Raw genomic sequence first — 16,614 nt, 5'->3', positions numbered from 1 at the left:
TCAGAATGTGACTTCTACATTCTGAGCTCTTTTGATTATTGATATTTAGAGGTTTCTACACCTAATTTAGTCTGTGCTCGAACCGTTTTATCTGCTTCTTGAGTGGATGCTGATTTATCTTCATTAGAAGCGTTCACCCCTTGTGACTGCTCTACTTTTTCTTCACGACTTCCCTGGTTATCCGAATACGCTCCAGTTGTCGTCTTTTTATTTTTATCCTCAGCTTTATTGGTTTTATTTTTACTATTACCATCGCCAAACTCATCACTGTGCGGCGTAACTTCAAACTTATGATAAGCCACATAGCGATTTAAAGCATAAATCACTACGAAGCCTATCGCAATAAGCAGACATTCATAGAGATGATAGGCGATATTACTTACACTCGTCAATCCAATGACATTTGCCTCAGCTGAACCTTTAACTAAATAACAAACAGGATTCAACATAATGAGATGCGTCCATACTGAACCTGTGTGACTCGGTATATAAAGAATCGGAACAAGTAGAAAACTAATTATCACTATACTATAGAATAGGATGCGTGTACGACGATAAAGTACAGCGAGTAACCCTAGAATACTTGCAACGACAAACATCAATGGTAATGACATCACACTGTATAAAATAGTACCAAAGACAGAGCTATCAATATTGACAGGTGTAGTCAGTAAGATGATTAAGTTGATGACCCACATGAGCACTGCATAAATAACTGAAATGAGTGCAACATGAAAGTAAGGTGACATCTTAAACATCTTCATGACGACTACATCTTGTTTAAAATAGTAATAAGCGTGACGCACACCGGCCCAGAAGAAGATGAACGTTGTGAGTCCAGTTAAGCGGTAATACCATCTCGCAGCCGTGATATCAGTGACACCTGCCGCTTTCGTTACTATAACGAGCAAGATGAGCAAGACGAGAGCGACAGCTACTGGTATAGCAAACCATCGCCATTGTTTCGCAATGCGTGCTTTACTCAGTTCCCACAGATTAGGAATCGTTTTATAAAAATTTATCAATTCATCAATCATGTTACGCACCTACAATTCAATATATAACCATTTATTATGTTTCAAATCAGCAATATAGTAGCCATCGTCCGACTTCGCTATCCAAGTATTACCTTTAATATCGTATTTCTGCTTTAATTTAGACTTGTCCGTCATCGGATAAACAAAGCCAGTGAGCTTATTCTCATCGTTGAATAACATAGATATCGGTTGTTCTGTCACAGGTACTACAAGACGATTGTTCTTACCTTTTTCTGGAACGAGTGAGTCGGTAACTTTCTTGTGTTGTTGATGTAAATGACTATTATAGTACTCGTAATAATTGCTATAACTTTTACCCATATAAGTAGAAAGTGTCTCGCGACTGTGTTTCTCATATAAACCTGCTGGGTCAAAGTAACGCACATCGTTTTTAGCAATCTGATAATGCTTACCATCAATTTCTACACGATAATGTTTACTGTTCTCCCCAGTAATCGTTAACAAGCTATAGCGAGCAGCTTGACGATTCGATGTGTGATGCAAGCCTTTTAAAGTAATGTGAGAATCGAGTACCACGCCGTATGCCAGGTTATCCTCAAACGAATGCGCCTGCTGGTTCTGAATCGTCTCTTGAGCTGTATTCTTAGGCATTGGAATGACACCTAAGTTCGCAAACATCAGCGCCACCATCAATAAAGCCCCTACCGTAAAGGTCACGAGCAAAGTCCAAAAGCGCGTTAAAGCGACAGGCGGTTTCGCGTGATTGTAGCGTTCCACACGTTTAAAGTTATATGTGAGCTCTGGCATATGGCTACGACTGGCTTTCCAATCATGATCAAACGTCTCATGCTCTTCTTCTGTCGTAAGAGATTGGCGATCTTTCTCGTGCTCTTGAAAGACGGGTAACAGTTGTCTGATTGAACCCTCTTTACGCAATTGACCATGTGATATCCATGCGAGGTAGTTGGTCACTTGCGGCAGACGTTGTATATCGTCATCGATGACTAACATGGTCAAATTGTCCTCTATGTATTCACGTGACAGATTAATTGCTTCGTCAAAGAAATGCTCATTTAGATGTCGAATGACTTGATTAAAGATAAGAATACTTGAATGTGATGTACGCGCTAATCCGAAGAGCAGTTGTGCATATTCACTATCACTTAATTGACAAACTTGAACATCGCTTTTATCAGCGAGATGGGCATATTTTAAGATTTGACTGACTTTATGGTCATTCACTTTAACGGGAAACATCTTAACACTTTGAGCAACGAGATCTTGCACTGTTTCTGTATGTAAATGCTTATCGTGGATGTCGCCATAGTATAAATCGGTACGCAATATGTATTTCCCTTTATCTGGTTTCGTTTCCCCAGCTAGAATACTACCAAGTACTTCCTTTGAAGACTGCGGTTCTCCAAGAATACCGAGCGCTTCCCCTTCATAAATATGTAAGCTAATATTATTTAGCTCGATATCCTCTGCTTCATAACCAAAGGGCGCATACCACTTTTTTGATTGTTGATTTCTATAGTAATGCGTTACATTAAGTAACTTTAATATAATCGAACTACCCATCCTATTTCATCCTTCTATATTTGTAGTAATGCTAAAGGTAAACCTTCTTCAGGCTGGTTGCTATTAATACGATAGCCCCACGCAAAGACGCCTTTTAAACGCTCCACTTTGAAATAGCCTTCAGAACCATCGTTCAATTTATAAATACGTCCCAGTTGTACTTTGTCTCTATCGACAAGATAGCTTTCAGCAACAATCGTTTTACTCACATAAACGTCGTATTCGTTATAAATTCCATTCATTTCAGCTTTACGCATCTTTTCTTTATAGCCTTGAATTTCGTGACGAATTTCTTGTTCCGTCATCTCACTCAATTTCTTCTGTTCCATTTGTAATACCACTTTCTTCTAATTTTGTCTTAATTTTATCATAACTATACCCTTTTCTCATAAGAGCTTCTATCGTTTTCATACGACATTGATTACCATCGTATTTACGCGCGTACTTATTGTAGGCCTTTTCCAAATCTTTCTGCAATAACTCATCCACCACAGCTTCATCTTGTGAAAAGTCCATCTCTTGAAAAGCGCGATCAATCATCTCATAAGTATAACCTTTCTGAAGGAGAGATTGCTTCACTTTAGCTTGCACTTTGGCTGGTGGTCCTTTCTTCTGACGCAGAATCTTCTCAGCTACCTTCACGACTTGATCTAAAGACTGTTCTTCTTCATAGCGCGCGGCGTAATCCTCAATGAGATGCGTTTCAATACCAGCTTGATAGAGTTTCTGCTTATATATCTCAGGACCCTTGTCAGACGTTTGAATCATCGTATTCTTCAAACTCTCAGCATAATCTTCATGATCAATCAACTTTTGTTCATAGCAGAATGCAATCACTTGCGCAATCACTGGTTCACTGATTTCTTGGTCACTGAGATGCTTAACCACCTCACGCTCAGAACGTTTGCGATACGAAATATAATTAATCGCACTATTAATACCTTGACGATATTGCTCATATGACTGGATATCCGCCATTTCCGCTGGTGACACCTCTTGATTCTTCTTCAGGTTAAAATGTGCGAGTGTATTAATATCAATCCCCATCTCAAATTCACCATCGAGATAGAGATTAAAGCGTTCTTTATTTTTCCGTTGAACTTCTATCTTGGTAATCTTCGGCATAGGTCTCACTCCACCTTTAAGAATAACGCATTAGCGTTTCATTTTGAATGATTCACTAATGGTAAAATGATAGTTCATCAAGTGCAAATCATAGCACAAGCATATTGTTGAACCATCATACGAAGTCTACAATCATCATCTTAGACAATTCCGAGCTGTTGAATGGCTTCTTCGTATTGTTTATCCGAAATGAAATCTTGTTGTTTCATCTTCTCAAGATTCACTTTCACTCGGTTTTTAAAGTTGTCCGACATATCGTTGATGTCGTAAACACTTGGTGCATTAATTTTACTAGCTAAAATCGCACTTTGCAGAACGGTGATCTTCGGCATAGCTGAATTATTACTGTTCGTCGTTACACCAAAGTAATGATTCGCCGCACCTTCGACTGTATATTGGTCATCGCCGAAATAAATATTATTCATATAAAAGCTCAGAATCTGGTCTTTATCGTAGTTCTTTTCCACACGATGAGCCCCACATAATTCTTTAACTTTACGAGTAAATGACCGCTCATTATCGTAAAAATAATTCTTCACCACTTGTTGGGTAATAGTACTTCCACCTTGTACATTACGATCACTTAAAGTTGAAAATAATGCACGCGAGGTCCCTTTCACATCGAAACCATGATGATGATAGAAACGTTCATCCTCCATAGCGATGAAGGCCCCTTTGGTATAAGATGGCATATCTTTCGCACTGACGAAAGATTCTTTATCCTCAATCGACTTTAGATCTTTAACATCTGCAGATAGAGAGAAATAATACATCACACCGATAAAGATACCAGCAATAATAACGAGAAGAAGTATGAGCTTGGCTACGAGCCCCATCCCTTTCTTCTGACGCTTAGGCTTCCCAACGGGTTGGTAATACGTATTATATTTAGGTGAATGTCTCTCTTCACTTGATGTGTAAGTCGGCTTTAATCGTTCACTTCGTTTCATCCGCTAACTCCTTTAACATAATCACTCTTATTATAAGCGAGTTTAGCAACACTTTACATCTATATCTACTCTATCTTAGAAAAATCAGTCCAGGGGCCTAGGTATTGATGTAGGTAGATTAAGGTCTGCAATCCCTCTTCAATATCATAAAAAGGGAGAACTTCACGATTGAAATTCTCCCTTAGCGAAAGATTGAGTTATACTTCCTTGCTTATAGCGATAATGCTTTATTAATGATTAATTAACCATTAAGTTGGTTAACGATTTCTTTATTGAAGTCATCTAAATCGTCAGGAGTACGGCTTGTAACGATGTTGTTATCTACTACAACTGATTCGTCAACGACTTGTGCTCCTGCGTTAGATAAATCTTTGCGTACGTTTAATACTGCTGTTAACGTACGACCTTGTAAGTCATCTGTATCGATTAAGATTTGTGGACCGTGGCAAATTGCGAATGCTGGAACATCATTTGTAGTGAAGTATTTAGCAAATGCGCCAAAGCGTTGTTCAGCGTCACCTCTTAAGTGGTCTGGAGAGAAACCACCAGGGATTAATAATGCGTCATATTCTTCAGCTTTCGCTTCGCTGATTCCACGATCTACAGTGATTTTAGTACCATGTTTACCTACGATTTCGCTAGCAGCTTCGAAACCTACTACTTCTGTTTCGTGCCCTGCTTCTTCAATCGCTTCTTTAGGACTAGTTAATTCAACATCTTCAAATTCATCTGTTGCAATGATTGCTACTTTTTTAGCCATTACGACATCACCTTTCTCTTCTTTGTATATAGTTATGTAATATCCAAATGTTGGAAAGGTTAAACATACAAGTTAAGTCAGAATTAATTTGAAATGATAGTTTGTGACGTCTGATTCTGCGTCAAAGAGATTTATTGTTCATCTACTGGATGGCTCACCGATTTCACTTTTTCTTCGAGTTGGTCGAGTAACCCAATCCATTCATCAATATCCTCAACGCGTACTTGATTAGGGTTCACCTGATCGATATCAGTGATAAATTGTTCTAAACGAGATTTAATTTGATCGATAGTTTGTGTTTCAGACATGTATGATTAGCTCCTTTTTATCTAGTAAACTCATCTTAACATGACTCTCTTCTCTTTGAACAGGTCTCAAGGACTTCACTAAACCACCCCTAACTGTTATGATGTTCAGTGATTAATACTTACGTGAGACCATACCATTTACTTTTTTTAAAATGAGTCTGGGCAAAGTAACATAGCGAACCACTTCTCTTACATACACGATTTACTCTGAGGTCCAAGACTTTTTTAAAAATCATCACCTAACGTAAGTAAAAATGATATTGGAGATATAATAGAAAGAAGGATATAGAATGACGTTACATACCGTCAATCGGAAGCAACCGATTTCAATCAATAATGACCCATGGGAAGCTTATAATGATATTGAGAAACATGGTCGCTTAACATTGAGCAATGTCGAATTTACAACGACGAATCTCTGTAACATGCGTTGTAGTCACTGTGCGGTCGGTTATACATTGCAAACGAAAGATCCAGAACCGCTTCCAATGGACTTAATCTATCGCAGATTAGACGAAATACCACATCTTACAACGATGTCCATTACCGGCGGCGAACCAATGTTCTCAAAGAAATCAATTAAGAATGTCGTCAAACCATTACTTAAGTATGCGCAAGATCGTGGGATTTACGTACAAATGAATTCCAACTTAACACTGCCTCAAGATCGTTACCTCGACATCGCTGAATATATTGATGTAATGCATATTTCTCATAACTGGGGTACGATTCAAGAGTTTACTGATGTTGGTTTCGGAGCAATGAAGAAACAACCTCCACTTAAAGCGAAACTTAAATTGTATGAGCAAATGTTAGATAATGCTTCAACGCTATCAGAGCAAGGCATGTTTATCTCAGCTGAAACGATGCTCAATCAGAGTACAGTTCCCTATTTAGATAAAATTCATCGAGAAATCGTTGAAGATATGAAATGTAGTCGTCACGAAGTCCATCCTATGTATCCTGTGGACTTTGCGAGCAGTTTAAATGTCTTATCATTACAGGAAATGAAAGATGCGATTCGTCATCTTCTTGAAATTCGTGATCCAGAAACTTGGATGCTCTTTGGTACGCTACCCTTCTATCCTTGCATTGACGATGAAAGTGACCAAGCCTTACTACAAGAGTTACGCAATGCACATAATGTGACGATGCGTAATGATCCAGATGGACGGAATCGTTTGAATGTGAATGTCTTTACTGGGGATGTCATTGTGACTGACTTTGGAGATGACAACGGTTCGATTTCTAACATTCAAAACGACCGCTTAACTGATGTATTTGATCAATGGCTTGAAACTTCATTAGCGCAATCATTAAATTGCCATTGTCCAGCTTTCAAATGTTTGGGACCAAATGTATTAGTAAAAGACACGTATTATCCAAATACTAACTTTAGACATAACGAGAAAATCATGCACGAAAAATACAATATGAAGTAGGCTAATATACGACGTTGTGACAGCAATGCTCACGATTTTACCGTCATTCCTCAAACAACAATGAACCCCCGAGATGAGAAGATCACATTCTTCATCCCGGGGGTCTTCGTATTGCTTGATACTTTAACCTTGGTTTACTCTAAATCTAATGTTTTAGATAAGAATTCAATTGTATGTTTACTTTCTTGACGACGTTCTTTTCTGCGTTTCACTCGTGCTATTGCAGTTTCGTGGAACCATTTTTCAATTTCGGTTTCTGGAACGACATCAGGAATTTCAGTAGGTTTACCATCTTCACCTAGTGCTACAAATGTTAAGAAACTTAAGGCAGCTAAATGACGTTCACCTTTCAATACATCTTCCATAATAATTTGAATACATACTTCCATTGAAGATGTTCCTGCATATGAAACCATTGCTTCGTAAGTTAAGACGTCTCCTGTCTTAATCGGTTTCAAGAAGTCTACTGAGTCCGTAGAAGCTGTTACTACGATAGCGTTACTGTGGCGCATCGCTGTGATTGCAGCAATTTCATCAATGTTAGCCATCAATGTTCCACCAAATAACGTCTGCATGTGGTTAGTATCTTGAGGATATACTTGTCTATTCTTAATGCTCTTACTTTCGGCCATAGTTTTAGAATGTCTATTACTCATTATTATTTCCCTTTCATTAGTTGTATTGTGCAAACATACACATTATATCGGAAAATAAATCGTTTTAAAAGCACTTGAGACTAAAGTTTATGCTTGTGCCCAATTTCCGTTCTCGAACACAGGCACTTCCTCATCATCTTGCGTAATACCTGTAATGCGTAAATCAGGACTGCCAATCATAAAGTCAACGTGGACGAGAGAATCGTTTAACCCACTCTCAAGTTTCTCTTCAGTAGACATTTCAGTTCCACCTTTAACATTAAAGCCATAAGCAGAGCCTAAAGCGATATGACATGACGCATTCTCATCGAAAAGCGTATTGTAAAAGACCGTATTGCGATTTGAAATAGGTGAATCATCAGGTACGAGTGCAACTTCACCTAAGCGTTTAGCCCCATCATCTGTGTTCAGTAAATCGCGTAATACAGATTCACCTTGCTCAGCTTTAAAGTCCACAACTTCACCTTCTTTGAAAGTCAATGTGAAGCCATCAATGATCGTGCCATTATAGCTGAGTGGTAATTTGTTCGTTACGTGCCCATCAACTTTCATACGATGAGGTGCTGTAAACACTTCTTCAGTAGGAATATTTGCGACAAATTCTTGGCCGTTGGAAGTATAGCTTGTCGCATCTTCCCAAATATGCCCTTCTGGTAGACCAATCGTTAAATCCGTACCTTCAGAGACATAATGCAACGCTTTGAAATTTGCTTTTTGTAAATAGTCTGCATGAACGCTTAAATTGTCCACGTGTGCTTTCCAGTTCTGAACCGGATCGTTGCCATCTACTCTAACGATGTCGAACACTTCATCAATAAATTTCTCAAACGCTGCTTCAGTAGATAACTCTGGATAAACGCGTTGAGCCCAAGCTTTAGATGGGAAGGCTGCAACACACCATGGAAATTCGTTCTTCTGCGTTGCTTCCATATAGTCTTTATACGCTTTACCATACTGTTGTTGGAAAGCAGCAATCTTCTCACTATCGATGCCATTGAGTAAATCAGGATCATCTGTGAGTAATGCAAGATTTGCTGCAACGCGTTTCATGTAATCCATACGTGCCTCTACATCGTAATCTTTCACTGCTTGATTCTCAAAGTATGACACCGGTTCATTCTCGTAGCGTAAGCGTTTTAATGTATCATCGCTATAGTTAACACGCACATCTGATGCACCACGACGATAAGCGGCTGCTACAACTTCATGTGTGAGTTCTAAAGCATCGACACTTGAGCGAATAAATACAGGTTGACCCTCTTGTACATTCATCCCTACTTGTACGAGCAACTCTGCATATTGCTGTAATTTATCTTGATAAGTTGTCATTCCCTTTCACCTCTTATTGACGTAATTGTCCGAGTGAATCAGCAATCGCTGTGATTTCACTAGGTGTAAATGAATCTTTCATAGAAACATAGCTATGAATTTGTTTAATTTCATCTGAATCTGCGTCCTCAAATTTATCAGGATCGATTAAACTTTGATTGACGACATTCAGTTTCTGTCTAATTTCCTCAATCATCTCTTTATTTGACGCCATATAAATCTTCACTCCTTTATTTCAACATTCTATCAAATTATCTTTTATTGTAAAATATTGGATAAGTTGTGACTGAGTCATTATAGTAGACTATATAGTATAACGATGAGAATAAACAGGCAGGAGGTATACATATGGTAACAGTGGCATTTGTATGTTTAGGAAATATTTGTCGTTCACCTATGGCTGAAGCGATTATGCGTCAACGCTTGAAAGACCGTGGTATCGAAAGTGTTGAAGTGCAATCACGTGGGACAGGCCGTTGGAATTTAGGTGAACCCCCTCATCCAGGTACACAGGACATTCTAGATGAACACGATGTACCTTACGATGGTATGATTAGTGAATTATTTACTGCAGACGACGACTTCGATTACATCATAGCGATGGATCAAAGCAACGTGGATAATATTCGCCAAATTAATCCAAATCTTCAAGGGCAATTGTTTAAACTGCTAGAATTTAGTAATATGGAAGAGACAGATGTACCGGACCCTTACTATACAAATAATTTCGAAGGTGTTTATGAAATGGTACAATCATCTTGTGATAATTTGATCGATTTCATCGTGAAAGATGCAAATCTAGGAGAGGAGTAATATTATGCAAAACAAATTAGTTCCGGGTATTCTTATCGGTGCAGTCGTTGGCGGCTTAGCGACTTTAGCTGATAAATCAACACGCCAATCTTTACGCCGTTCAGTGAAAGATATCAAAGAAGGTAATCGTTCTTCTAAACCTTCAGCAATCTCAAACATTAAAGACGAAGTCCTCTACTGGAAAGATACTTTAGAAGAAATTAGACGCAAAAACCCAGATTTAGAGAAACAACTGATGAGTGCGAAAGACACTTTAATGGATGCGAAAGATACAATTATGGAGCGTAAAAATAACCGCTTAAACTAATCGTATTCGAACGAAACGACTGATAATTTTACTAAAAATAATTTAAATTACACAATACCTTACACATATGCTTAACTCTTTCGAAGGGTTAAGCATATTTTATTATTAAATGGGTAAAACACATTATGCGCTACAATATATACGTAAATGAGAACTATCGGTATATTGTAATTCAATGATTCACAAATAGAGTGTTGTTTGTGTAAACATTTTCAAGTATATTAATAATAATGAAATTGAGAGGAGGATGTCTTTCCATGAAAAAAGATAACCCACCTAGACATCAGAAGGTTGATGAAGATCGTACATATATTCAACCTCAAGAATTTAAATCTAAAGATCCGAAAAAAGACAATCAAGAGTTCTTCGTGTCTCGCATCAATAAACCCGCGAAATATACGAAGAATGCGAACTTCTTACAGTATCTCATCTATCGTATCGGTAAAGATGACGCTTCAGGAATGGCAGCGCAACTCTCTTACTACTTTATGCTGTCTCTCTTCCCTATGCTCATCTTCTTACTGTCAATCGTACCGCTTGTTGGTGTGAAACCAACGACGATTAAAGATATGATTACTGAGCATGTGCCTGCTGATTACACTTCACAAGTATCATCGATCATTGATGATATTATGGGTAATGCTAGCGGTGGCGTGCTGTCTATAGGTTTGATCTTGGCATTGTGGTCAGCTTCAAACGGGATGACACAAATTATGAATGCCTTTAACGTCGCATATGATGTTGAAGATAACCGTAACTTTATCGTCAGCAAATTATTGAGTGTCATCTTTACGTTATGTATGGTTATCGTAATGCCAATCGCCTTAATCTTACCAACATTTGGACAACAAATCGGTGATCTCTTATTTGGCCCTATTGGCTTAGGCGATCAAGTGAAATGGGTCTTCAATCTTGTACGTATCGTACTACCGATTATCATCGTGCTAATCAGCTTTATCGTACTTTACACTTTAGCACCAAATGTGAAGATTAAATTATTATCTGTTATACCAGGTGCAATTTTCTCAACTATCGTGTTCTTAGTTGGTTCTTATTTATTTGGATTTTACATTTCAAATTTCGCTAACTACTCTAAGACTTACGGTAGTTTAGCAGGGATCATCATCTTGATGTTATTCCTTTATATCGTAGGTTTCATCATCATTATCGGTGCTGAAATCAATGCGATCTTCCACCAACGTAAGATTGTAGACGACAAGACACCTGAAGAGAAATCCGTTTCTGAAATTGAGCAAGGCGAAGGTGCTTGTGAGGATGAAGATGCTAAGTCTAATAGTCAATCTTCCACTTCTGGTAAAAGTAGTGAGAATGATGAGGCGAACGCTGAAGACAACCAAGCATCAGGTAGCGTCGTTCATTCGCCTAATGACAAAGGGAATACAACATCTGGTCGTGATCGAGAAACAACGGCTCAATCATCCGATGATGAGAATGAACGTCAATCCAACGATACATCAGAGCAACAGCAATCTACATCTTCTGAAGAACGCAATTCTTCAAATCATGCATCAACAGCTCAAGATACAAACGAAGAAGGACACTACGACGACAGTCCAAACAATAAATAAACTGTCGTGAAGTCAATTATCAACACAGAATGACTAAATACGATATACTAAAAAGGCAACGTCATAACGTTGCCTTTTTCTATAACAAATTCATGTGTGGAGGGGTACATATGACATTATTACAAAACATTTTAAAATATAATGAGTCTTTCGTTGCAAACAAAGACTTCGAACAATATAAGACAAGCAAGAATCCAGATAAGAAAGCTGTATTGTTCACGTGCATGGACACACGTTTACAAGACTTAGGAACGAAAGCACTCGGTTTCAACAACGGCGATATTAAAGTCGTTAAGAATGCCGGCGCTGTAATTACACACCCTACGGTTCAACTATGCGCAGTCTACTCGTCGCAATTTACGCTTTAGGCGCTGAAGAAATTATCATCATGGGACATAAAGATTGCGGTATGGGCTCTATCGATGTTGATGCTGTGAAAGAAACGATGAAAGAACGTGGTATTAAAGAAGAGACACTTGATATTCTCAATCGTTCAGGCATCGATGTGAATCACTTCCTAGAAGGTTTCTCTGACGTGTTTGAACGTGTGCAACACAACATCGATATCGTCTACAATCATCCACTATTCGATCGCTCCGTCCCTGTACACGGCTTAGTCATCGATCCTGCGACAGGCGAACTCGATCTCGTGCATGATGGTTATAAAACGCAGCAATAAGTGCGACAGTTGTTTTTCTTCGATAAAATAACTCAACTAAATTATAAAGCTCCAAGGGTTGAAATATCACCTTTGGAGCTTTTCTCATCATTCTATTGAATTAATTTGTGTTGGAAAGCATAGATTACCGCTTGGGTTCTATCTTGAACTTCAAGTTTGCTGAGAATATTACTCACATGCGTCTTCACTGTTTTAATCGTAATGTGAGAGGCACTCGCGATTTCTTGGTTAGAATAACCTTTCGCGATAAGCAATAAGATTTCCATCTCACGCTCTGTTAACATCTCATAAAGTTCAGCACGTTGTTTCATTCGATTACGCATTTTAACTAATACTTCCGCTTCAAACACAGATTCGCTATTATACGTCTTACGAATCGCTTCAGCAATATCACTCGCACTCGTCGTCTTGAGGATGTAACTATCCACCCCCGCGTCTAATGCGCGATAAACTTCATTATCCTCAATGTAGCTTGTAAGCATAAGCACTTTAATATGTGGTAAGTCCTTCTTAATTTGCGTTGTGGCTTCTACACCATCCATATCGTCCATCACGAGATCCATCAATATTAAATCAGGTTGTAATTCGTGCGCTTTCTCAATGGCATCTTTCCCTGATTCCCCTTCTCCTACGACTTCGAGGTCAGGTTGCGTAGATAAGTAACTAGAAATTCCGATACGTACCATCTCATGGTCATCAACGAATAATACTTTAATCATCACTTAATTCCTCCTTGTTCAACGGTGCTTTCACTTCGATACGTGTCCCTGAATCTGGCAAGGATACAATGTGGAAGTTCGCGCCGATTTCTAGCGCACGTTCACGCATATTCTTTAATCCATAACTTTGTTCAACTTTATCATCTACGTTAAATCCTTTACCGTCGTCTTGTATACGTAATAGTAAATAATCTTCTTTATTGAATAATTCAATCGTTACTTTCGTTCCGTTAGAGTGACGTAAGGTGTTTGAAATCGCCTCTTGAGTAATGCGGAATAAATGATCTTCAATGCCTTTAGGGACTTTAAAATCTTCTATTTGGTGAACCACTTTCATCGGCACTTTCTTCTGAAGATCAACAACTAAATCTTTTATTCCCTCTCCTAGTGATTTATCTTTCAATCCGATAGGTCTAAGATGTAAAAGTAAGGCTCTCATTTCAAGTTGTGAATCTTGTACCATTTTTTCTAACGTGGGTATTTGTTGATCGAGCGGTGGCTCTAATGTCGATTCCTTGATTGCTGACAACATCATACTTGCTGCAAACAGTTGCTGACTCACTGAGTCGTGTAATTCTCGTGCTAAACGTTGACGCTCGTCTTCGATGATTTTCTTAACTTTCTTATCATTGATATTATATGACTCATTCGTTAAATTCTGGGTCTTCATACGTAATTTATGTACTTCTTGGTTGAGTGGCACCAACGTTTGATAGAGCGCAATCGTTTCATTATACAGTTCAATATTTTGATCGTTAATACCGACTGTTTCACCTTCGATCGAACGTTCGATTTGTTCTTGAAGCCAGTGGTTCTGTTGATTAATCTTATAAGCTAACACAGAACCCACGATGATACAAAGTAAGATGATAACGATATTTAAGAATAAAAATACCGGAATACCAAATATTTGCGTATAGAACATGCCTTGAAAATAAATGATATTCACAAATATTTTATCAATAAAGAGAAATGCGAAAAGCATACTGTAGACGAGGATTAACATCGATCCTATGGCTCTTATGTAGTGATTCACTTGTAAATCACCTCGATATCGCCGATAAATGTTGAAACGTAAATGTTTACAGTATAATTATCCGGTTTCGTCTCTTCTCTCACACTAATATTCGTATTCTCCACTTTATAATTCTGCTCATTGATATAAGCATTGCCGAAAAATGCCGTAAAATGGAGATGAATATTGTAATTGAGTGGCACGACGACTTGAACTTTACCTACTAGGTGACGGACTACAATGACGTTATGCTCTTTAATATTTGCTGCTTTCGTCATATCGATGTCGATTTCACCGATACCATGCTGGATTTGTAAGTCCTCCCATTTATAGACGTAATGCGGCGTACGTTGCTGTCCAAACCACTTCTGCTTAATAAATTGAGGACTTTCAACCGCTTCATCTGTCGCCACTACTTTTAACGGTCTAAATTTGTAAAGTAAATATCGGATAATCATTACCATCAAGAACAGGAACAGAATAATAATCGTATATTTATTGGATAGCAAAGTAAATGCTACGAGTAGAACACCTATCCAAAAAGCGAGCAGCCCTCTGACTTTATGAAAATAGAGATAACCCACATAAACGAGGATACATCCTAATAATAGAACGAGTAAGAAACCAATTTTTTCAAAAAAGATATAGTAAAAATTGGCTACAATCATCAACGCAGTAAAGATGATCAGCATCTCCGTTGATATATATTTGTGTGTCATATTTCGCCGCCTTTCTTCTACGTGTTTCGTAACATTTATGAATGATGGAGTGCAGATTGAGATTTGATACAAGTTGCATTGTATCGTCACTATGGAATGCTCTTTAAATCCACCATAAGAAATGGATAGAGCTAGCACCTAAGTCTCTAAGATTACTGACGCGAGCGCCTAACTCAAACCGCATATTGACCTAAGCGCAATTGCTGTAGCATGTCACACTCCGCTTCAGTCGATAGTTTCTCTTGATGTTGCGCTGTAATCGTCGATTCTAATTCAGCATAAGTCGCTTCATAGTGATTGAGTTGTGACGTAATTGCTTCAATATCTGCACTTTCAATCTTACATGCTGAAATATTTTTAGCACTTTCGATAATGTCGATATATTTATTTTCCAATGTTAACGATAGACTGTCAATTAACTTTCTTATCGACGCCTGTTTCAATACTAAGTAGCGGATATAGCGTTCAATGTCTTGAAGTCGATAATCCAGTTCTTGCCAACGCGCACGCATACTTTTATCTAATAATTGTTTACATATCTTATCCATATAAGTCCATAATATATTCATAGAATCACCTCTGCAGCAAACACGATAATACGTGGCTTGCCGACTTTATTCTCTGTATTTATTCTAGAAGTCGGATTTATTCTAGGTTAAATTCTATTATAAAAAATTTCCGAAGCCAGGATAATAGGCTCCGGAATGATTTCTATTTCAGACTTAAGGCTTAAGCTTCGTTGTCTTCAATTTTAGTAGTTAAAATTGGGCCATCTTTCGTCACGATTACTGTGTGTTCAATTTGAGCGACCATGCTGCGATCAGTCGTTTCGAATGCCCAATCATTTTTACCTTCGACCACATAAGTCGCATTAGATGAGATGAATGGCTCAACCGCAATCACCATGCCCTCTTTAAGTAACGTCTTCTCTTTAGGATCGAAATAGTTGAGCACGTGGCTTGGTGCCTCGTGAAGTGAACGTCCTACACCGTGTCCTGTTAAGGTCTTAATCACTTTCAAGTCGTTCTTACGCGCTGTCGCATGTACTGCCTTACCAATCTGGCTCAATTTGCCGCCTGGTTTAATCTTCGTCATAGCTTGTTCGAAAGCTTCTAAAGCAACGTCGCAAACTTTCTGTTTCATAGGGTTATCGCTTTCACCTACGACGAAAGAAATGCCTGTATCAGCGTAAAAACCATTTTTTAAAGCTGAAACGTCAATGTTAACTAAGTCGCCTTCGCGAATCTTACGTTTACCAGGAATACCGTGTGCGACCTCTTCATTCACACTGATACAAGTTTGACCTGGGAAACCTTCGTCATGGATAGGTGCTGAAGTTGCACCATGTTCTTCAAATAAATCTTTAGCAATCTGGTCGAGCTCTCGTGTCGTAATACCTGGTTCAGTAGCGGCTTTCATCTTATCACGAACGAGTGCACAAATATATCCAATATCTTTCAATCCTTGTAATTCTTCATCTGTTTTTACTATCATGAATTGATCCCGTTCCTTTTTTCTCATTTTTATCGTCCATCTTATTATAGCAAACTTTTTTTGATATAATAAATAAGAGTTATTGTCTTCTTAAAATATCGTCATTCAACGACGTAACATCAAAGATCAA

The 16,614-nt window shown here is 38.3% G+C and carries 18 protein-coding genes and 2 pseudogenes; 5 read left to right on the top strand and 15 right to left on the bottom strand.

Translation table 11 applies throughout. From position 1 onward, the window contains the following. Nucleotides 1-35: 35 nt before the first annotated feature. The 7 genes from CD126_RS08535 to CD126_RS08505 form a co-directional block, all read right to left on the bottom strand. Complete coding sequence (locus CD126_RS08535) at nt 36-1,037, bottom strand: hypothetical protein (RefSeq protein WP_103370313.1); 1,002 nt, start codon at nt 1,035-1,037, stop codon at nt 36-38. 9 nt (nt 1,038-1,046) lie between these two features. Beyond that, complete coding sequence (locus tag CD126_RS08530) at nt 1,047-2,579, bottom strand: ATP-binding cassette domain-containing protein (RefSeq protein ID WP_103370312.1); 1,533 nt, start codon at nt 2,577-2,579, stop codon at nt 1,047-1,049. 14 nt (nt 2,580-2,593) lie between these two features. Beyond that, a complete protein-coding gene (locus CD126_RS08525; protein WP_002473025.1) occupies nt 2,594-2,908 on the bottom strand; it encodes a YfhH family protein in 315 nt (104 codons plus the stop codon). Next, entirely contained in the window at nt 2,886-3,704 is an 819-nt protein-coding gene (gene recX, locus CD126_RS08520) for a recombination regulator RecX (protein ID WP_049406388.1), read from the bottom strand. The genes CD126_RS08525 and recX overlap by 23 nt, the downstream gene beginning before the upstream one ends. A 140-nt stretch (nt 3,705-3,844) precedes the next feature. Then, nucleotides 3,845-4,654, bottom strand: a complete 810-nt coding sequence (gene sgtB / locus CD126_RS08515; protein ID WP_049406390.1) for a monofunctional peptidoglycan glycosyltransferase SgtB — start codon at nt 4,652-4,654, stop codon at nt 3,845-3,847. Nucleotides 4,655-4,895: 241 nt separating this feature from the next. Continuing rightward, on the bottom strand, nt 4,896-5,414 hold the full coding sequence (locus tag CD126_RS08510; protein ID WP_002473026.1) for a type 1 glutamine amidotransferase domain-containing protein: 519 nt from the start codon (nt 5,412-5,414) through the stop codon (nt 4,896-4,898). Nucleotides 5,415-5,545: 131 nt separating this feature from the next. After that, nucleotides 5,546-5,722 (bottom strand): SE1561 family protein, encoded by a 177-nt coding sequence (locus tag CD126_RS08505; RefSeq protein WP_103370311.1) that lies wholly within the window; start codon nt 5,720-5,722, stop codon nt 5,546-5,548. 290 nt (nt 5,723-6,012) lie between these two features. Between CD126_RS08505 and yfkAB the strand changes: the two genes are divergently transcribed. Continuing rightward, on the top strand, nt 6,013-7,164 hold the full coding sequence (gene yfkAB, locus CD126_RS08500) for a radical SAM/CxCxxxxC motif protein YfkAB (protein ID WP_049406392.1): 1,152 nt from the start codon (nt 6,013-6,015) through the stop codon (nt 7,162-7,164). Between the two features lie 134 nt (nt 7,165-7,298). On the opposite strand, the gene CD126_RS08495 is transcribed toward yfkAB, so the two are convergent. The 3 genes from CD126_RS08495 to CD126_RS08485 all read right to left on the bottom strand — a co-directional run bounded on the left by CD126_RS08495 (nt 7,299) and on the right by CD126_RS08485 (nt 9,363). Beyond that, a complete protein-coding gene (locus CD126_RS08495) occupies nt 7,299-7,820 on the bottom strand; it encodes an acyl-CoA thioesterase (RefSeq protein WP_040806999.1) in 522 nt (173 codons plus the stop codon). A gap of 87 nt (nt 7,821-7,907) precedes the next feature. Continuing rightward, complete coding sequence (locus CD126_RS08490) at nt 7,908-9,149, bottom strand: aminopeptidase (protein ID WP_049406395.1); 1,242 nt, start codon at nt 9,147-9,149, stop codon at nt 7,908-7,910. A 13-nt stretch (nt 9,150-9,162) separates the two neighbouring features. Continuing rightward, a complete protein-coding gene (locus CD126_RS08485; protein ID WP_002472952.1) occupies nt 9,163-9,363 on the bottom strand; it encodes a DUF1128 family protein in 201 nt (66 codons plus the stop codon). 134 nt (nt 9,364-9,497) lie between these two features. On the opposite strand from CD126_RS08485, the gene CD126_RS08480 reads away from it, so the two are divergent. From CD126_RS08480 to CD126_RS08465, 4 genes and pseudogenes are all read left to right on the top strand, one after another. After that, a complete protein-coding gene (locus CD126_RS08480; RefSeq protein ID WP_049406397.1) occupies nt 9,498-9,962 on the top strand; it encodes a low molecular weight protein-tyrosine-phosphatase in 465 nt (154 codons plus the stop codon). A 4-nt stretch (nt 9,963-9,966) separates the two neighbouring features. Then, nucleotides 9,967-10,269, top strand: a complete 303-nt coding sequence (locus CD126_RS08475) for a hypothetical protein (protein WP_002472981.1) — start codon at nt 9,967-9,969, stop codon at nt 10,267-10,269. A 257-nt stretch (nt 10,270-10,526) separates the two neighbouring features. Then, nucleotides 10,527-11,508 (top strand): annotated as a pseudogene (locus CD126_RS08470) (YihY/virulence factor BrkB family protein); the annotation flags it as partial. Between the two features lie 460 nt (nt 11,509-11,968). Next, nucleotides 11,969-12,537: pseudogene (locus CD126_RS08465) on the top strand (beta-class carbonic anhydrase). Nucleotides 12,538-12,629: 92 nt separating this feature from the next. Here CD126_RS08465 and vraR read toward each other — a convergent pair. From vraR to map, 5 genes are all read right to left on the bottom strand, one after another. Then, nucleotides 12,630-13,259 carry a response regulator transcription factor VraR gene (vraR, locus tag CD126_RS08460; RefSeq protein ID WP_049406399.1) on the bottom strand — a complete coding sequence of 210 codons (630 nt, stop codon included), beginning with the start codon at nt 13,257-13,259 and terminating at the stop codon, nt 12,630-12,632. Continuing rightward, nucleotides 13,249-14,292: a sensor histidine kinase VraS gene (gene vraS, locus CD126_RS08455; protein ID WP_002472963.1), complete on the bottom strand. Its 1,044-nt coding sequence runs from the start codon at nt 14,290-14,292 to the stop codon at nt 13,249-13,251. Before vraS ends, vraR begins: the two co-directional genes overlap by 11 nt. Beyond that, on the bottom strand, nt 14,289-14,990 hold the full coding sequence (vraT, locus tag CD126_RS08450; RefSeq protein WP_002472955.1) for a cell wall-active antibiotics response protein VraT: 702 nt from the start codon (nt 14,988-14,990) through the stop codon (nt 14,289-14,291). Before vraT ends, vraS begins: the two co-directional genes overlap by 4 nt. Before the next feature lie 173 nt (nt 14,991-15,163). Beyond that, a complete protein-coding gene (locus CD126_RS08445; protein ID WP_049406401.1) occupies nt 15,164-15,559 on the bottom strand; it encodes a hypothetical protein in 396 nt (131 codons plus the stop codon). Nucleotides 15,560-15,719: 160 nt separating this feature from the next. Further along, on the bottom strand, nt 15,720-16,484 hold the full coding sequence (gene map, locus CD126_RS08440; RefSeq protein WP_002472950.1) for a type I methionyl aminopeptidase: 765 nt from the start codon (nt 16,482-16,484) through the stop codon (nt 15,720-15,722). Nucleotides 16,485-16,614 lie beyond the last annotated feature (130 nt).

Origin of the sequence: Staphylococcus pettenkoferi, from assembly GCF_002902685.1 — a bacterium.
In the GTDB taxonomy this organism is placed as follows: Bacteria; Bacillota; Bacilli; order Staphylococcales; family Staphylococcaceae; genus Staphylococcus; species Staphylococcus pettenkoferi.
The sequence above is the reverse complement of the archived record's forward strand: the minus strand, read 5'-3'. Positions and strand labels throughout refer to the sequence as shown.